This is a genomic window from Gimesia fumaroli (assembly GCF_007754425.1).
Lineage (GTDB): Bacteria > Planctomycetota > Planctomycetia > Planctomycetales > Planctomycetaceae > Gimesia > Gimesia fumaroli.
The window spans coordinates 4,328,780-4,347,675 of sequence record NZ_CP037452.1; the positions used below are offsets into that span (position 1 = coordinate 4,328,780).

Annotated in this window: 14 protein-coding genes; 8 read left to right on the forward strand and 6 right to left on the reverse strand. The window is 50.1% G+C overall.

The window, feature by feature from the left end:
• The first annotated feature begins 73 nt into the window (after window positions 1-73).
• Window positions 74-1,173 (forward strand): IS3 family transposase gene (locus Enr17x_RS16320; RefSeq protein ID WP_449267334.1). Its coding sequence is split into 2 segments (ribosomal slippage): window positions 74-329 and window positions 329-1,173, totalling 1,101 coding nucleotides; the frame shifts between segments, so codons are not numbered across the junction.
• Between the two features lie 13 nt (window positions 1,174-1,186).
• Here Enr17x_RS16320 and Enr17x_RS16325 read toward each other — a convergent pair.
• The gene (locus tag Enr17x_RS16325) at window positions 1,187-1,531 is read right to left on the reverse strand and encodes a hypothetical protein (protein ID WP_145310517.1); all 345 of its coding nucleotides are present in this window, start codon (window positions 1,529-1,531) and stop codon (window positions 1,187-1,189) included.
• A complete protein-coding gene (locus Enr17x_RS16330) occupies window positions 1,528-3,186 on the reverse strand; it encodes a hypothetical protein (protein WP_145310519.1) in 1,659 nt (552 codons plus the stop codon). The genes Enr17x_RS16325 and Enr17x_RS16330 overlap by 4 nt, the downstream gene beginning before the upstream one ends.
• Before the next feature lie 563 nt (window positions 3,187-3,749).
• Here Enr17x_RS16330 and Enr17x_RS16335 point away from each other — a divergent pair.
• Window positions 3,750-6,554: an SIR2 family NAD-dependent protein deacylase gene (locus Enr17x_RS16335; RefSeq protein WP_145310520.1), complete on the forward strand. Its 2,805-nt coding sequence runs from the start codon at window positions 3,750-3,752 to the stop codon at window positions 6,552-6,554.
• Window positions 6,555-6,663: 109 nt separating this feature from the next.
• Here Enr17x_RS16335 and Enr17x_RS16340 read toward each other — a convergent pair whose 3' ends face one another.
• Together Enr17x_RS16340 and Enr17x_RS16345 are read right to left on the reverse strand one after the other, a co-directional pair.
• Window positions 6,664-8,379: a LamG-like jellyroll fold domain-containing protein gene (locus tag Enr17x_RS16340; protein WP_145310522.1), complete on the reverse strand. Its 1,716-nt coding sequence runs from the start codon at window positions 8,377-8,379 to the stop codon at window positions 6,664-6,666.
• A 77-nt stretch (window positions 8,380-8,456) separates the two neighbouring features.
• On the reverse strand, window positions 8,457-9,947 hold the full coding sequence (locus Enr17x_RS16345; protein ID WP_145310524.1) for a glycoside hydrolase family protein: 1,491 nt from the start codon (window positions 9,945-9,947) through the stop codon (window positions 8,457-8,459).
• Between the two features lie 191 nt (window positions 9,948-10,138).
• Between Enr17x_RS16345 and Enr17x_RS16350 the strand changes: the two genes are divergently transcribed.
• From Enr17x_RS16350 to Enr17x_RS16365, 4 genes are all read left to right on the forward strand, one after another.
• Window positions 10,139-11,584, forward strand: a complete 1,446-nt coding sequence (locus Enr17x_RS16350; protein WP_145310526.1) for a sulfatase-like hydrolase/transferase — start codon at window positions 10,139-10,141, stop codon at window positions 11,582-11,584.
• A gap of 68 nt (window positions 11,585-11,652) precedes the next feature.
• Window positions 11,653-12,069: a DUF2721 domain-containing protein gene (locus Enr17x_RS16355; protein WP_145310529.1), complete on the forward strand. Its 417-nt coding sequence runs from the start codon at window positions 11,653-11,655 to the stop codon at window positions 12,067-12,069.
• 106 nt (window positions 12,070-12,175) lie between these two features.
• Window positions 12,176-13,210 carry a N(4)-(beta-N-acetylglucosaminyl)-L-asparaginase gene (locus tag Enr17x_RS16360; protein ID WP_198000617.1) on the forward strand — a complete coding sequence of 345 codons (1,035 nt, stop codon included), beginning with the start codon at window positions 12,176-12,178 and terminating at the stop codon, window positions 13,208-13,210.
• A gap of 22 nt (window positions 13,211-13,232) precedes the next feature.
• Complete coding sequence (locus Enr17x_RS16365) at window positions 13,233-14,345, forward strand: C45 family autoproteolytic acyltransferase/hydolase (RefSeq protein ID WP_145310531.1); 1,113 nt, start codon at window positions 13,233-13,235, stop codon at window positions 14,343-14,345.
• 42 nt (window positions 14,346-14,387) lie between these two features.
• On the opposite strand, the gene Enr17x_RS16370 is transcribed toward Enr17x_RS16365, so the two are convergent.
• A complete protein-coding gene (locus Enr17x_RS16370) occupies window positions 14,388-15,578 on the reverse strand; it encodes a serine hydrolase domain-containing protein (protein ID WP_145310533.1) in 1,191 nt (396 codons plus the stop codon).
• 79 nt (window positions 15,579-15,657) lie between these two features.
• The gene (locus Enr17x_RS16375) at window positions 15,658-16,764 is read right to left on the reverse strand and encodes an alpha/beta hydrolase (protein WP_145310535.1); all 1,107 of its coding nucleotides are present in this window, start codon (window positions 16,762-16,764) and stop codon (window positions 15,658-15,660) included.
• A gap of 368 nt (window positions 16,765-17,132) precedes the next feature.
• Between Enr17x_RS16375 and Enr17x_RS16380 the strand changes: the two genes are divergently transcribed.
• Window positions 17,133-17,510 carry a potassium channel family protein gene (locus tag Enr17x_RS16380; protein WP_145310537.1) on the forward strand — a complete coding sequence of 126 codons (378 nt, stop codon included), beginning with the start codon at window positions 17,133-17,135 and terminating at the stop codon, window positions 17,508-17,510.
• Between the two features lie 206 nt (window positions 17,511-17,716).
• Window positions 17,717-18,895 carry a M20 metallopeptidase family protein gene (locus tag Enr17x_RS16385; protein ID WP_145310539.1) on the forward strand — a complete coding sequence of 393 codons (1,179 nt, stop codon included), beginning with the start codon at window positions 17,717-17,719 and terminating at the stop codon, window positions 18,893-18,895.
• Window position 18,896 lies beyond the last annotated feature (1 nt).

Genomic DNA, 18,896 nt, shown 5'->3' on the forward strand with positions numbered 1-18,896 from the left:
TTCCCCCCGTTTCTTGATCCATGCGGAATGTGAGAAATATTGTTATTCTTTCATTTTAAAAAGGACCAGATCTATGAAACGAAAACGCTACACAGAGGAACAAATCGCTTTTGCACTACGGCAAGCTGAGTCAGGAACCGCTGTCGTTGAGGTGACGCGCAAGATGGGCATCTCCGAACAAACGTTCTACCGCTGGAAAAAGAAGTTTGCCGGAATGGGAGTCGCTGAAGTACGCCGCCTGAAGCAACTCGAAGAAGAAAACAAAAAGCTGAAACAGCTTGTAGCCGATCTCAGCCTGGATAAAAAGATGTTGCAGGATGTTGTCCAGGGAAAGGTATGAGGTCCGATCGTCGTCGAGTAGTGGTGAAACGGTTGCAAGTCAGTTATGCCGAAAGTGAACGTCGTGTTTGTAAAGCCTTGAACTTTCCGCGAGCTAGCCACCGTTACCAAAGTGTTCGAGACGAGCGGGCCGAATTACGAATCCGGTTACGTGATCTTGCCAGTACCCGTGTGGATTTCGGTTATCGGCGGTTACATATTTTCTTGTTGCGTGAAGGATGGAAAGTAAATCATAAGCTGGTTTACCGACTTTATATCGAAGAAGGCCTACAAATGCGTCGAAAACGTCCACGGCGGAATCGAAGTTGTCAGGTCCGAGTAACGCGACCGAAAGCCAGCTGCACTAATGAGAGTTGGAGTATGGACTTCATGTCCGACCAACTGTTTGACGGGAAGCGATTCCGGCTGTTAACGTTAGTCGATAACTTTAGTCGTGAGAGTCTGGCCATTCGGGTCGGTACCCGGATGACGGGGGATGATGTCGTAGCAGCTCTGGAGCGAGTCAAAGAGGTTCGGGGCTGTCCTCAATCGATTCGCGTGGATAACGGTCCTGAGTTCATTTCGAAGAGCCTGGACTGGTGGGCTTACTTCAACAAGGTAACTCTGGATTTTAGTCGGCTTGGAAAACCGACGGATAATGCGTATATTGAATCGTTCAACGGACGGGTTCGCCAGGAATGTTTAAACCAGCATTGGTTTTTAAGCCTGGCAGATGCTCAGGAACAAATCGACCAGTGGCGGCTGGACTACAACGAAAACCGCCCACATAGCTCACTGGGAAATCAGACCCCGGTGGAGTTTGCGAAAAAATCATGCCCGGCGCGCCGGGCATGATTACCTTGAATTTCTAACATTCCAACTGGATCAAGGTTGGGGGCAAGGTCACTTCGTAGGCAACGTTCAAGGCGATCTGCATCGCGGGATGTGCTTCATACTGGCGAACCAAGCGGGTTAATTCACCCTGGTCATAATTTGCATGTTGTAATTCTTGCTGTGCGTTGGCAAATTCCACGCTATTTTTCGTCTCGTCGATAAATTCTTTGATGACATTTTCTACCACGGACATCATCCCCGGGATGGCTTCCAGTAGATAATGTTTGCGGCAGCCCTCAATATCACCCAACGTTTTTTTCAATCTGACTTTAATCTGCCCTGCTTCGTTTTCGATAAAGTTGTTTTCACTCTGATTCATAATTGTTCATGCTCCCCAGTTTTTGTGTGTATGCGTGATATTTTAATAGAGATCCGTTTCAGAACTTCCTGAAGTCGGCACGACTTAATTTCTGCTGATTCCAATTGATCAAAGGCTTGTCTTGATGATCGACGAATTGTTTCTGTTGGATTGCGCAGAATCTCTGTCGCCGCTGAGAGTTGGACCGATTGTCCCTGACAGATATGCGATAACAGTCGCGTGATTTTCTCTGAACGAAGAGTGACGGCATTGACATGCGAGACCAGTTCGATGCCAACACGAAATCCCGGTTGATATAGTTCAACAACAGGATGTAATATTTCCTGATCAGGACTCAGCGAAGATTGATTAAACAGAACCCCATGAAACCGTGCGATCAGTTCTGACAGGAGTTCTGTAAAAGATAGCTGCAACATCTCCTGGCGCATAGTTTGCGTGTCGGCAGAAACGTGAAATGAAAGCAGGCCGACAAATTCTTGTCCGCAGTCCAACAGTAAACAATATTCCAAGAATGCCTGGATGCGGCATAGCGTCGACCGGGAGTGCTGCGTTTCCAGTAATGGTTCCAGACAACGCTCCTTAACCACCGGGGCCAGCTCCCCCCGTAGCTGTGCAGCGATCTTTTCTTTCTGTTCCTGGGGAATGTTCCAATCGTCACTGAGCACAAAATCCAGAAACTGAGATTTTGCCATGGCCATCAAGGCTTCTCCGACAGGACATTCACTGAGAGCTTGAAGTTGATCCAGAAACCGGGTTAAGGATTTTAGTTGTCTGAGTTGGTCCCCACTTTTTAGATTCGTTTCAGAGCGAAAGTCTGCGCTGAATATTTCCTGTGGTCTCTGTTGACTGATTTCCTCAATGTGAGAAATCAGAGCTGTATTGTGATATTTGCCAAACGCTTTCGCGTGCGGATCAATTAAAACCCAGCAAGCGGGACTGATCTGAAATACCAATCCCATATGAAACATCAGCGGCCGGATACGATCGATTTCAGGCCGCTTAACGATAAATTGCAAAAACGAAATCAGCTCTGGTCTCAGTTTTACTTTGTGTCTCTGGGCATGTCTTAAAATCCATTTTGCCACGAGACCATCATGACGGATTAAAAGTTCCGAACCGGGAATCAGGGGCGTCGCCCCCAAAACAGTCGCATTCGCGAGTTTCGCAAAAGCAAGCAGGATCAACGCACGACCAAAACAATTGGGATTTCCATGTCTCAAGAATTGCTGCGCGAAAATTCGGTTACAGGACTGATTCGATAGATCATCCCAGATATGTTCCAGCAGTTCTTCTTGAGATCGAACGGGCTCGGACTGAGTTAACAACGATTCATAGAGTTGCTCGCAAATTTCATAGCGTCTGTCATGTGAACTACCTCTATATTTATCTGCCAGCTGTTTCAGATGAGGATCAAGCAACTCACCCGTATGCTGGATGGCCCGGTGTCCCAGCAGGGTTAACTCAGAAACCTGCTTAAGTGACTCGTCTGAAGCGTCTGATATTTTATTGAACTCAGAATCCCCTGGTGCCGTTCTTTTCAGACAAAATGAGAGGATGCGTTCATAATCTGATGGACGATGGAATTCATCGTGAGAGCCACGTTGATCAACGTCGTTGGGAAGTAACATTGGCTTCGTTTGATTAAACGTGGTCATTCCATAGACATCCTCAGGTATTAAAAAAGACTTTTTTATATGCAGAAATCACCCTAATTACATCAATACGTAGTCTATCTGATTTGAATTGTTAAGTCACTGCTTTTATTTACGGTTGTGAATAAACAAAAATAGCAACAAGTTCAAAACACATAGAAGCATGTGTGCTAGTAGCAGTCATTTATAATGCGTATCTTACAGAGCGACATTGTTGGCTCCCGGAATGGAACAATCGGATGAAAGTATTTTACCTGCCCCAATAGGAGCTAGGTATATTGAACAAGTTGGCCACCACAGTTCTTTCTATCTAATTCATGCTATGGTCCTACAGCACAGAGCATAGTCCACTTGTCATACTCTCATGCAACCTAAATCTTTTCTCGCCTAATCGACTAAGAGTTTCGATTGAATTAAACCTTACATCATAATCTTCAAGTACGTTTCCCTACAGCTGTTGACAAATAAGTAGAATTTCATGTAAGGTAAAAAGCATACACACAAGGACACATACACGCAATCACAAGTCAGCACCACCAGCACTATATGTACACAGCCAGGATTATATGGCATCCCCCTCATTTTTTGATTGTTCATGGCAAGCTTTTTCTGCGATATCTCCTCCCCCTCCTATCTCCACTCGCCAACAACATTCCCTTGATAACAAGGGCGAACATTCTGGACGATTAACTGCCCATACCAGTCCCCTGACTGAAGCGATTGCAAATGGTAACGCGGTAGTTTATGTAGGTGCAGGCGCATCAAAAGCTGCCGGATTACCGGATTGGCGTGAATTTTTGAAAGCACTGGAAAGAGAATCGCGCGCCTATTCACAAAATGCTGCCATCAGTATCCAGAAAAGAATTCTTGAAGGCGATTATCTCGTTGCTGCAGAGATGCTTCAAAATGTGTTTGGTAATAAGTTACAAGACGTGACTCATCGAGTTTTTGGTAAAGTTTCAGTCCCCACTCCGATTCACCGTGCAATTGCGTCCATTCCTTTCTCTTTAGCTGTCACAACAAATTACGATTGTTTACTGGAAACAGCATATCACTTTTCCGTTCCTCGCCTGACTTGGCAAAATCCATATGATGTACTACAGAATGTTCGCTCGGGTATCTTCTGTGTCCTGAAACTTCACGGTGACTATGCTGTGCGCGAGTCAGTCGTTTTGGCGCGATCGCACTATCGGGACTTGTTACAAGTCAATTATGCATTACTCAACAGTCTTCGGATGCTCTTGGCAACTCGCACGTTCCTTTTCGTTGGTGTCAGTTTTTCCGATCCAGACCTACTTGCGCTTATGGACGAGGCAAAGTCGCTTTACGGTGATGTTTTTGGTCCTCATTACGCGATTTTTCCTGAAAATCATTTTGATCCAGAATATTCAGAAGTACTTGAACGATCCTACAACATTCGCACAATTGTGGCTCCTCCCCTTCATGTCCCCAGTCTTCAATGCGATATTACTGGTGGTGTAGCAGCATTGCTATACCATATTGGTGGTATTTCTTCTCATACTGCATTGTCTAATCCTTATCGGCACGGTTTCGCACAGTTTTTACAAGACCCGTCAAGTAAATTTCAGCCAGCTGGTGAACGTATACAGGTAGGATGGCTACTGAAAAATTTAGTTCTCCGCCTGGGAGTGCCTCATGGCTACGTAAGTATGTGTGATTCATCGATGCCGGAACACCGTATTTTATATCGCAATTTTGAGTACGAAGTAACTGATGAAGATGCAAAATATAGTCCAGCACCAGAGACTCCAGAAGCACTCGACTCGATTCAAAGCTGCCTGTTTCAACAACGAAAAATTGAAGATGACTATATTCATTTATCTGACGTGGATAATTCTTCCAGGGATCTAGATTCTCAAGGATTTTTGGAAGCCAATTATACGCCAAGATACAAAGATGCTGGCAGTGCGTTGTGTGTACCTGTCTATGTGGACGGTCATCGTTCTGGTGTTGTTACACTTGAAGCGGATGCCGGCTATATGTTTTCCAAGTATCATTACAAGGTTGCTCGACAATTCGCTGACCGAATTGGTTCAACCCGCTATGAGTCGAATCGTCTGGCAGATTCAGCTGTCATTCTCAAAAAATACAGTGCAAATCCTTTTGAATTTCAAGAAGAATTGAGACGAAGTCGTGATCTGGACGATCTGGACCTTCAGTGTCTGCTATATCAGATCGACCCTTACGCAGGTAAGTTAAGTGCAACATTACGTAATCTGGATGAGACCCAAAGAAATGGGAATAATAATAAAATCGTTTACGACTTTGAGGAAGCTGCATTAGCCAGTGAAGCGTTCCGAGAACGAAGGACAATTCGAATTTCAGACACAAAGGAAGCTCTGAAAAAACATCCACCAGTAATCGCAAAAAGAGGGATTGAATTATTTGATATTGAAGGGCCTGTATGTGCATTTCCAGTCCACGTGCGAGGGTATACTGCAGGGGTATTCGTTGGGTGGTCTGGTGGTGCGACTTCTCAAGACATTCCGGATTTAGATTCTGTAGACAAAAGATATGAACGGATTTTTAAGACGAGATTTTGGCGAGGGATGGAACGTGCCAGAAGGCTTTTACATGTTATTGCCAATGAGCCTATAGATCGAAGTCAGAATGATGACGAGCGAAGTACTACAAGTGAAAAGGGAGGGAGAGCTGCAGAATTCCTTGAAGCTGTAGCTGAAACGTTGCAACCAATCGACGAAGGAAAGTCGTGGGGATCACGTGTCAAAGATCGAGGATTTCGCAAACGCGTGATCGATGGATTACTGAAGACAATTGTTGGCCAAGGGTGTGGACTAAAGCGAGTGAGATTATTCACAGTAAATAGCGATTCACAGGGCTTGGCAAAAACTGTTTGCATTGCATCCAGGAATGCTGCAAGAGTTGGACCTCCAGGGCACTCAAGTATAAATGGATATCGTGGAATTGAAATAAAAGGACGAGATAAATACATCGAACATACAATGAGACGAGCTGAGTTCGATCCATATGCTCGATTGCAGGATCACGTAACTCTGGGCGGATCTGAAGACTCAAGTGCAAAGTTATTCCATAAAGCTCCAGAAAGACCTTGGATTGTTGCTCCGATTGGTCCACAGCATTGCGAATGGGAAAATGGAAATCGATTGGGAATGACAATGTGTGGATATCTTGCAGGTGACGATTTTTACTGGGATCAAAAAAAACAAAAAATGATTGACGATTCCCTGAATATCAAAAATGAGAGTATTGCACGCGAAGAATTTGTGTTTAAAAGGTATTGTCTGGATTTCGCGTCTGATATTTTGTCGATCTTAATGTACTATGAAGCAAGTGCTCAAGACAAACCTGACCTTGGTTTGCGACCTTAATGGAATGCAGAATTGATCTACTCCCCCTGATCTCAGTAACATCAAGACTTAAGATCTCACTTTCAGAGAAGAGCTGTGCCCCAGCTATCAATTTATAAGTGCCAGCCAGCTATTCCTGCGGTTCCAACCCAACGGCCTTACCATCGAGTTGCCATTTCGGATCAACTTTTCCCAAGAGATGTGTCAGGGCAGTGCCGGTGACGTCGACCAGATAGGCCTGTTTGGGAATGGGGCCCGGTTGTGCTGAGGGGCCGTGCACGATCAAAAAAACCCGGCGGATTTCCGGCACCTTCAGACCGTTGCTGTGACTCCGTTTCAAGCCGCCGTGATCGGTGCAGACAATTGTCAGCCAGTCTTCGTTGGCATAGTTCGGACGTGACTGCATGGCTTTGAGAACCGTGTTCACGCGGGCGTCGATGTTTTCGATCGCCTTGACGTATTCGGGAACCTCGGGACTGAAACCAATCGCGTGGCCGGTAGCGTCGGTCTGATGGAAATAGACGAACAGTGCCGTCGGGTCTTCTTCACGCAGGATCTGGGCTGCCTTGGCGGCGATCTGTTGATCGCGGATGCCTTCTCTCTCAAGTGCACCTGCATTCTTCGGATCGGGCGGCTGAAAGTAGACACGCACTGAATTACCTTCGTGCAGTTCCAGGTTTAATGCCCCCGCTTTGCCATCATAGTTGCCCAGTAGAATGTTGCGTCCTTTGTCGGTCGTCATAAATCGGGCTTCGATGGTAAAGTCGCCACGGGTAAGGTCTCGCAACGAATCGTTAAGTGGAATTCGCAGGCCGTGTGTTTTCTCGCCTGTCGGGGCGAAGTCGATGCGATTTAGTTCGGTGTCTGATATGTGTCTCGCGTAGCGAACTGTGGCGTTTTCCGTAAGTGGCTGCGCCGGAAACGGTCCTTTGGAATGGCCAGCGGAATCGTTCAATTCTCCCTGGAACAGATATTCCGCCAGCAGCCCCTGACGATTGGTGGGGGACATTTGCGAAGCGGCCTGTGCGATCTCGGCTTCGGTTAAGGCCCGTTTCCAGAGACGGATATCATCGAGTTGTCCGTTAAAGCCAGTCGCGCCGGAGCGACTATCACGGCCCAAATAATAGAAATCACCTCCCAGCGGAAATTCCAGATCAACGCCTTCCAGCGATCCAATCAGTCGACCGTCGAGATACAGTTTGAGCTGACCCTGCTTACGCGTCGCAACCAGGTGATGCCATTTACCATCGTGGGTGTTGATGTCGAGCTTGTCGGCAGAGACGCGCAGGTCGGCGGTCTGATTCTTCCCACGGGGCAAAGGGAAGACCTCGGCGATGTCGGCTTCGGAGAGGATGAATTCGTGAATGGGAGCCCAGGAAACGAGCGACGCCGTTTTTGCGTCGGGCCGTTCGCGTTTCAGACGCTTGAAGAAATGCGGAAAGAGTTCGTAGTTCTTCCCTTTGAAGTTGTTATCGTGCACGCCATGCTTGTCGGCCCAGACGCCGGTGAGAATGCTCGACCAGCCGGGCCCGCTGATGGTGTCGTTCTTCTGATAACGTTCCCCCAGAATATTCGCGTTGTCCGTGAACGCCCCTTCCTTGATCAGCCGATCAAAAGTCGGCGTTTTCGCTTTCGCCAGTGCATCGGGCCGCGTGCCATCCATGCCGATAATCAGCACTCGTTTCTGCGAACGAGACTCCGCGGATTCCTTCGCCGACAGAACCGAAACTCCACCGGTCACAACAAGGACGATTGCCACGAGTCCCCTCAGCGTTTTTGAAACACACATTTTCACATTCTTTCCGTCAGAGAACCAGTTCCACGGCGTCCACAATTGGCGTGCCATTTCAGTTCCATGCAGTGTAGCGCAGTATCCGCGCTTAATTCAATTAAGAGGAGATGAAGATCTGGTGAAGTGGCCTCTCACTCAAACGTCAGCGTCACCTTATCGATCATCGGCTTCGACTTATTCTCGGTTGTGTCTTTCAGCTTCAATTCAAAACCGAAGCCGTAGCCGGCGGGTAAACTGGTCAGGTCGAGTTTTGCGGGGGTGCGTTTGACGTGTTTTGATAAGCCGGGCGTGTAGTCGTAGGTCTCTTTGACTTCGGTCCAGTCGGTCCAGGTATCGAGTTTGCCATCGCCATCGGTATCGACAACAACACGGGCTTCGACCTGCCCCACCCAGGGGCCGGGGCTGACGTAATCGGTGTTTTGCTGTGTGAACAGATAGAAGCGACCGTTGGCGAAACCGATGTCGGGATCGGGATGACCGGTGCCGATTTTGTCGCACCACTGATAGCGGCCATCGATCGTGGGACTGGTGAACCAGCCAACGCTCATGTGTCCGCCGCCTGCGGGATCGTAGTCGCCGAACAGGTAGTATTGCGAGCCAACACAAATCGCCGCCCAGTCGCCGTAAGCTTCCTGCTCGGGCTCATGTACGTTGTACTTGCCGATGTTCGTATTCCATTTAGGATGCTGCAGCCAGTGCGGATGTTTATATTCGGCGACCTTGCCGGTATCTTTAGTGCGGTTGTCCACGGGTGGCTTGAGGAATTTCCAGTCCTTCACACCATCTTCGCTGACCGCATGTGCGGCGAGCGGGGAATCCCAGGAACGTTTGCTGGCATTGATGGGGCTCCAGTCTTCCAAGATCACGTGGAAGCGGCCTTCCTTGTCGCGAATGAAGCCAGCGTCGGAACCGTGGGAGGGATCGTCGACTGCCAGTCCCATGTCTGTGCCCGGTTTACCGTCGGTCAGATCTTCGTCGATGTAGACGTGCGGGTCCTGGTCGTTGGGGTAGTCGTAATAGATATAAACCTTGCCGTCTTTCTGCTCGGCACTTGTCACCCAGCGGGAGAAAGCTTCCGTCACCGGGCCGTGATGAACCCAGTTGACCATGTCGCGGCTCTGCCAGCCATGATAACCGCCGAGCCCTTTTTCCAGTCCGCCGGGTGCATCGAATTGTCGTTTCCAGGGAGTGGTCTGGAGTGAGACGTCGAAGCCATCCAGAGTCGCTGGTTTCGGTTCAAATCCTTTTTTCTTTTTTGCGCCGCCGTAGCGACCAAAGACCCAGTAGTTGTTCGGCCCCATCGCCAGAAAGACGGGGGCGTCCTGCAGATTCGCCGGTCCGAGGTTCGCAATCGGTTCCCAGTTCTGCCAGAGAGGCGACTGCTCAATGATCAACGATTTTGCCTTTTGTTTCTTGTCAAAACGTTTCACATACGCCGAAAAGCTGGCCGACTTGGCGGTCGGGATCGCCATTCCCTCTTTGATTGCCAGTTGAACCTGGTACTCGGCCGCGTCCGTCCATTCTTCCTGCGTGTCAATTACCCAGTCGTCTGCGACCACAACAGACGTCACCAGAGAAACCAACATCAGGTTCAACAACAGAAACAGCGTTCGAGATATCATGTGAGCACTTTCCAGAATTTTTCAATAAAATTATTATCCGCAACTGCTTCTAGATTATCCTGCCCCAATTCAGATTACAACACGCGCCACTCAGACTTCAGGGAGATCGTTGCGATGTCCTTGATTCCCGGCTAGAATCGAGGTGCACCTATATTCAACTATGGCTTTGCAACTTGATTAAGGATTCAGCCATGATTCGCGCTCTGTTGTCTCTGACGTTTCTCCTGCTGTTGATTCAGCCCACTGTCTCAGCGGAGCTTAAACAGCCGAATATCCTGTTTATCATGGTCGATGACCTGGGTAAGGAATGGATCAGTTGCTACGGCGCAGCAGGTATCCAGACACCCGCGATTGACGGCCTGGCCGAGACCGGGATGAAATTCAACAATGCCTGGTGCATGCCCCAATGTACGCCGACGCGGGTCACGCTGCTCACCGGACAATATCCATTTCGGCATGGTTGGACTAATCACTGGGATGTCCCCCGCTGGGGCGCCAGCGCACATTTTGATGCTAACTTAAACACGACCTACGCCAACGTTCTCAGAAAAGCCGGTTACAAAACGTGTGCCGCCGGTAAGTGGCAGATCGATGATTTTCGCGTCGAACCCCAGGCGCTGCACGAAGCCGGCTTTGACGACTGGTGCATGTGGACCGGATACGAAGCAGACAATCCTCCCAGCGCCAATCGCTACTGGAACCCTTATATCAACGTCAAAGGGAAAGGGAGCAAAACCTATAACGGTCAGTTCGGCCCCGATATTTATTGTGACTACCTGATCGACTTCATTGGCAAGCATAAAGACCAGCCAATGCTGCTGTATTACCCGATGGTGCTCACACACAGCCCTTTGACCACGACGCCCGATAACAAAGACGAAACGAACAAGCGGCGTCTGTTTGCGGGCATGGTCCGCTACACCGACAAGCTGGTCGGCAAGCTGGTCAGAGCGCTCGACGAAACCGGTATCCGTGATAATACAATCATTGTCTTCACCACCGACAACGGCACCGGCGGTCAGAGAAATCATCGTCTGGGCCATCTTGTCCGCGGCGGCAAGACAAAAATGACTGAGCAGAACGGTACCGCTATGCCTTTCATCGTCAACTGTCCCGGCACAGTGCCTGCAGGAGTCGAGACCGATGCGCTGGTCGACTTTAGCGATCTGCTCCCGACGTTCGCCGAGCTGGGAAGTGGCACCTTACCAACAGAGTGTGTGGTGGACGGGAAATCGTTCGCCCCGCTGATTCTGGGCAAAGCCAAGGCGGGGCCGCGTGAGTGGATCATGTCGATGGGCGGAGGCCCGGCAGCACTGCGCGAAGGACGTGTGGTGCCTGCGCTGAAATATGACGACCGCGTGATCCGCAACCAGCGGTTCAAACTCTGGATCGACACCAATCGCAAGCCGATCAAGCTGTTTGATCTCAAAACAGATCCCTGGGAAGAACAGAACCTGATCGACTCGCAAGATCCCGCCGCACAGAAGGCACTGAAAGAACTGACCGCGATCGCGGCACAGTTTCCCAGGCAGGACGGAGCCCCCATCTACAAGAAGAACCCACCGCAGAAGTGGGACCAGAAACCGGGCATTCCAGGTCAGGGCAAACCCAAAAAGGGGAAGAAAAAGAAAAATTGAATCGATATGGATCGCATAAACTCAGAGGTCAGGACTCACCTTACAGCATTACAGAAATCTAAACAAACATGAGTAGCACCGAATTCTGGCTCACCCCCTTAATCCTTCTACCTGGCGTCGCATTGCTGATTGTCTCGACATCGGCCCGGTTTGGTCAAATCCATACCGAATTCCATCACCTGCTCGACCATCCCGATGCCCACGCCCAAATCCTGTCGCGCAATCTCCAGCAACGATCTCGCTTGTTCCGTGATGCTCTGGCGAGCCTGTATGTCAGCGTCGGTCTTTTTTCACTGGGAAGTTTACTTGGCGGTGTCGTGAATCTCTGGCGTCCTCAATCACTCTGGTTCGTCGGCGGACTGACCATCGTTGGCATCGCCTGCGTTGTCTTCGCTTCCTTACAACTGTTTCGTGAATCGCTGCTCAGTCTGAATGTCATTGACGAACACTTTGAACGTGTGGAGCGTGACTGCGGGCAGGATTGATTGTCTGGACGCAGATCAATTCGATTAAGCTGCTCGGATTTACTAAAACTATCCAGAATTCAGAAAAGGTTTGGAGTTCCCAAACGAATCTCCTTATAATCAGCTCATGACAAATCGAAGAAAATTCATCAAAAACGTCGCGGGGCTGAGTGCTTCGCTCTCACTATTCGCAACCATGTCAGGGCAAGCGAAAGAAAAACGGGCACCCCGCCGACCGCTGATTCTGTGCAGTCGCGGCGAAGACTGGGCCGAGAAGGTTCTGCTCCCGGGATGGAAAGCCCTGGATGCGGGCCGCGACATCCTCGATGCGGTCGAGGCATCGGCCCAGGTCACTGAACTCGATCCGGAAGACCAGTCAGTCGGTTACGGCGGCCTGCCGAACGAAGACGGAGTTGTACAACTCGACGCGTCTTTCATGGATGGGCGAACGCACAACTGCGGTTCCGTCGGTGCACTAGAAAATATCAAAACGCCCTCTTCCGTCGCCCGGCTGGTGATGGAACGCACCGACCATATTCATCTCGTTGGCAAAGGGGCGAAGGAGTTTGCCCGGGCGCACGGATTTAAAGAAGAGAATCTGCTGACGGATAAATCCCGCAAAATGTGGCTCCGCTGGAAGGAAAATCTGAGCGACAAGGACGACCGGTTCCCGCCGAAAGACGGGAACTACGATCTTGATAAACGGCCGACAGGAACGATCAATATTCTGGCGCTCGACGCCGCAGGCGATCTCGCCGGCTGCACAACCACCTCAGGTCTGTTTGGCAAGTTGCCCGGCCGAATCGGCGATTCTCCCATCATCGGCGCAGGTCTTTATGTCGACAACGAAGTCGGTGCAGCGGGCGCTACCGGACGGGGAGAAGAAATCCTGCGGACCTGTGGCAGTTTTTTCGTTGTGGAACAGATGCGGGCCGGCAAGAGCCCTCGCGAGGCCTGTGAAGCATTGTGCCAGAGGATCGTGAAGATTAACGGCGGCCCGGACAAAGTTGACTTCAACGATAAGATCGTCGCCATCAATAAACAGGGCGAAGCCGGCTGCGCATCGATTCGTGGTACAAAAGACAAGCCACCCAAAGCCGCAATCATCACCGCTGCCGGTGTGCAAATCATCGAAGGCTCTTACCTGATCGAAACCAAATAAATCTAAAGATGGAACATTCATCATGATCAGAATCAGTCAGCTTGTCATCGTGTTTTCTATTGCTTGTCTCAGTTTTTGCAGCACCGTACTGGCGGAAGGCTATCTGACATCGATCGGTAAAGGCGCCGATCAGATTCCCGTAGTCGTGGTTAAAGGCACGCCTTATGAAATGGGAAAGCAACAGGGAACGCTGATCAAAGCAGACGCAACGGAAATGATCCAATCCTTGATGAAAAAGGTGCAAACGGCTGCTCCGGAACGTTGCTCGAATGCCAGTCTGGATGCAGTCTGGAAATCCGTCGCACCGCATACTGACCCGCGTTTCAAAGAAGAATTACGCGGCTTTGCAGAAGGGTCGGGCATGTCCTTAAAAATGCTGCAAAGGGCACATACCATGCCTGTGGTGATGGACTATTCCTGTAGCAGTATCGCTGCCTGGGGTTCAGCCACCAAAGATGGCCATCTCTATCAAACGCGAAACCTGGACTGGTCGATGGGTCTAGGCGTGCAGGATTATCCCTGCATTACGGTCTACATCCCGAAAAACGGTGTCCCGCATGTAAATATCACCTTCGCCGGCTTCATCGGGGCCAATACCGGAATGAACGCGAAAGGAATTGTGCTGTCGGAGATGGGAGACTCCCCCGGTAAAGATTATCCTTTCGACATCAACGGCGTGCATTTCACCACCCTGTTTCGGCAGGTGATGTACGACGCAGACGGATTGGAACAGGCGATCGACATTTTTAAAAATGCGAAACGGATGAAAAAGTATCATTATGTGGTCGGCGACGGTGCCAATCTGCGTGCCGTGAAGATGCTGGCACACGCACCTGATCTGGTGATCTGGGGAGACAATGATCCCAATGACGAACTGGCGCCGGCCGTCATGAAAAACCTGGTCTACCAGGACGAAGGCCGCGGGGCATTTGGACCGTTGCAAAAAGTCTACGGCAAAATCGGTGCCCCGGAAATGATAGACATCGCCTGCCAGATTCCCATTAAAGGGGGAAACATTCTGGACGTGGTCTACGATGCCACCACGTTAGAACTCTGGGTCTCCTACGCCGAGAAGCAGAACGAAGCCTATCAACGCCCCTTCGTGCATTTCAAACTGAAAGACTATCTGAAGTGATTGCTGCTTCCCAGGAGGTTCGATTCCTGACCACTGGTTGAATTAACGAACCAACTGCTGCAAAGCGCGAGAGAACTGTTTGCCGCGAGCATCTTTCACATCAGACAGAGTCCAGTACACGACAACATATTGGTTTTCTTCGAGATCAATATGGATGAGACCGCGATATCCCAACAGTGCTCCTGAATGCTGCAAGGCCGTCGTTTGCCCGTTTTGTCTCGTCAGTCCCCACCCCAAGCCGTATCTCTGTCTGGGATATTGTTGACTGGTCATGAACTGCCAGGCTTCGCGACTCAACACCTGCTTCTGCATTTTTTTACCGCGATTCAGGATCATACTCGCAAAATGGGCTGTATCAGATGCGGTTGAGTAGAGACTGCCTCCAATGAGCGGAAATCTGAGTTTCTTCCCCAAGAGATGAGGTGCCCCCTGGTGAGCAATGAGTTTCCCGTTACTACCACGCACTCCGGGGCACGCAATATTTGCCGACTGTTCGATATCCGGAAAATAGGTTGTGTGTTTCATTCCCAGTGGGAAACAGAGCCGTCCCTGCAACAGCTCCTCGAAGCGTTTACTGGTTACTTTTTTAGCAACGTAACCGGCCAGACAGTATCCAGCACCGCTGTAGGCAAACTTTTCTCCCGGTTGACTGATCAGCTTTTGCTGTTGAATCATTTTGACTGAATCTTCCAGACTCAATTCGAAATCACGAATCGCACGGGTCTGGCTGGCTGTCATCGGCTTTGCTTTTTGTGAATAGATGCCCGCTCGATGCGTGAGCAATTCTTTCATATTCGGCGCCCGGGCCAGATTCTGACCGTCTTCCAGCTCCCACTGACGTGTTTCCGGAATCCACTTATCAATGGACTGCTCAAATGCTAGTTCACCGCTGTCTCTGAGCGTCAAAATACAGGCAGCTGCAATGGGCTTTGAACAAGAACCAATGCAGAATTGAGTCTCGTCATTAACCGCTAATGCTGATTGTGGCTTAATGACTCCATAAGATTTCGTCTTTGAAATCCCGCTTGTCGAACCGATTGCAGCTTGTGCACCGACCAGAACTCCCTGTTCAATCCCCTTGGATATCAATGAATCAAGGCGATTGAATAAATCCTGTCGATCACGAGACGGCTGAGCCAGCAACTCACCTGAGTCAATCTGACAGACAAAGATGACGACGACATATCCCAGGAACATGCGAAGTCGGAACCAGCCACGATTTCTGTCATTCATCCTGTTATCCTCCTTCGCCTGTGCGGATGTTTGTTCGGTACTTCTGCAACTGAAGCACACGAACAGAGACCTGCTTTTTTCAGTCTTTCAAAACGGAGTCAAACAGCTGGTAGGCACGGTTGCGTTGTTCCAACGGAAAGTTGTGATCACAATCCGGGTGATCGATGACCAGCTTTTCTTTTGCTCCCAACAACTCATACACAGGTTTGGCGCTCTCGGCACACTGATCAACACTTTTCCAGCGAAAATTGGAATCATGGAGGGGAGCATTGACATATACGGGCCGGGGTGCGAGTGCGCCGAGCAGTTCCGGAAAATCGAAGGGAATTTCATCCAGTTTGCCACGGTAATCAGACATGCGGGGCATGTAACGAATCTGGCACCAGCCTTTGCCGAAATACCAGACGCGTTCGGCGGCGTCGTAATAATCGCGGTAGGAATCAAAGCCGCAACTACTGACGATGGCGGAAACGCGGGGGTCGAGGACTGCGGTGTAGATCGCATTATGACCGCCCAGCGAATGGCCGATGGCACCGACTCCCCGGCTCAGGTCCACGTAGTCCAGTGATTCCAGCAGGTCAATCGCACGGGAATTGTCCCAGATCGCTTTCATCGTGCCACTCTCAAATCCCAGCTTGCCCAGGTTGGGCCAGTAATTCGCCAGATGGGGATAGGCGGGCGCAATGGTGACATAACCTCGCTCCGCCAGTTCGGCAGCGTACTGCCTCCCTTCACGTCCCCCCAGTCCCAACGCAACTTTATGGCCCGCCTTGTTGTCGGTGGGATGCAAACAGAGAACGGCGGGAACCTTCTTTCCTCCCTTCGCTGAATGGGGAATACAGAGGTAGGCCGGCGTTCGGGAGTCAGGAGACGACTGGTAGGTGATCAACTGCCGGGTATATTTGTCGAGTTTAACCTCTTCCAGGATTTTCACATTTAAAGCGACTCGCTGGTCTTCGCCAGGGAATGGCCCCATAACTTTTTCCATCCCACGAATGATTTCCTGCCTCCGCTGTTTCCAGTCAGCCGCTGTCCGAACCTTTTTTATGTTTCCGGCTTCATCTCGATACTGAAGCAGATCATCGGGGTTGAGACGAACCGGCTGCTTCTGTGCAAAAAGGGAGCTTGAGAATATTGTGGGTAGAATGATCGTAACGATGATCGTTTTCTTAAGAGCAGAGATCAATTGCAGCTCCTTGGTATGGCGGGCTATCATTAGACGGAAAAAGAGGCATCTCCGTCGCACGGGACGATAACAGGAAAGTTGAACAGATTCTGTCATCTTAAAAGTAACATCTGAAACAAGACGAATCAAGCGGCTTTCCTGTGTATCGAAACAAGACAGGAAAGGTGCCAGAGAAAGATCTCTGAATCTGCATTCTTTCTACGAGAGATCAGGAATGACACGAAACGCAGGAACCATTCTATTCGCAGAACCATCAATCGTGTAAGATTCAAATTAACGAACAAGATGAGAGCAGGCTCCGGTTAACGTATCTATCCCTCGCTCTCAAATCTGGCTTCATTTCACTTTCGCCATCAGAGACCGACCCCATGTTTAAGCACTTACTCCGTAGACGCCTTCCCCTATTTGTTGAATTCTTCAGTGCCTTCGTGCGTTATGCCTCTTATGTGCGAGAGGTCTTCGTGGCACTCCTGCTAAGCCTGTTGCTGGGCGCGTTTCTGATCTGGCGATTTGAGAATCTCGACTTTGGAGATGCCGTCTATTTTACACTGATCACCGGGCTCACGATTGGTTACGGCGATATTACACCCGAAACGCCGCTGGGAAAACTGATCAGTATCTGCATCGGCCTGATCGGGATGGTCGTGGTAGGTCTCACAATTGCCATCGCGACACGGGCCTTGAATGAGACGGCAAAGCGACACATGGATCTTGAACAGGAAGAACAGCATACACAAAATACGTAATCTGTTTCACAAGTGAACTGCCAGGCAATGCTCGATTGAAAAGAGAATGCACCTGAGTAAGAGACGTGATCACTCAAATCAATTCGTGTTTTTTCTCTTTGATCTGATATAATACAGGAGGTAGAGGTATGAATTAAAGAATAGAGGAGTGATAGTACAATGCACCATTATTCCTGGTGATGACAGAAGGCAGCGAAGGTACAACCATGACCGGGTTAGATTCAAAACTGTTTGAGCAAATTGTGTCATTCCGGCGTGAACTGCACGCTGAGCCTGAGTTGAGCTGGCACGAGTACAAAACATCGGACCGGATTGCCGCGTTTTTAGATCAGTTAGGAATTCCCTGCAAACGAGGCGTCGCGGGCACGGGAATTGTCGCAAACCTTCCCGGAAAGCACGATCATCTTCCCTATGTCGCATTGCGTGCCGATATGGATGCACTTCCCATTCAGGAAGAAACAGGGTTACCGTTTTCCTCCCAGGTTCCCGGAGTGATGCATGCCTGCGGCCACGATGGCCACACCAGTATGTTGCTTGGCGCGGCCGCGTTATTAGCTCAAGAAAAAGACCGTCCGGCTCCGATTCGGTTCCTCTTTCAACCCGCCGAAGAAACGGGAAAAGGGGCAAAAAAAATGATTGAAGACGGCGCCCTTGAGAATGTTGCCCTGATATTCGGCGGCCATCTGGATCGGCATTTTCCAGCAGGAACGGTGGCCGTCACCGATGGTCCCGTCAATGCGTCCACCGATCAGTTTCATATTAAGATCCACGGTCAGGGAGGACATGCCGCCCGCCCTCATGAAGCCATTGATTCCGTGGTCGTGGGATCTCTGTTAGTGATGGCGTTACAAACGATTGTTTCCCGGGAAGTCAACCCGGCCCATCCATCCGTGGTGACTGTCGGTCATTTTGAAGCAGGAACCGCTTCCAATGTGATCGCCTCCAGTGCCCAGCTTGATGGCTCAATTCGTGCTCAAGAGCAGTCTGTCAGAGAGAGTCTGCATCGTTCAATAGAACGCATCGCGCGATCCATTGGTGAACTGCATAACGCGGTCATTGATGTCACGATTGACTTGGGGACGCCGCCTCTTTCCAATCCGCCGGACACAGCAGAACTGGCTCGAGAGGCCGTGCGCAATTCACTCGGAGAAGAGGCACTGAGAAAGCTTGAAATTGCCAATATGGGGGGAGAAGACTTTGCGTATTACATGGAGCAAATACCGGGCTGCTATGTGAGATTTGGAAGCGTGCTGGCCGGCAAAGAAGGATTTCCGGCTCACTCCAGCCGATTTGACTTTGACGAGCAGGCGCTGAATGTGGGCGCAACGTATTATCACGCTGTCGGACTGGCCGCGGGACGTCGACTCCTTGCACAGGGAGAGTGAA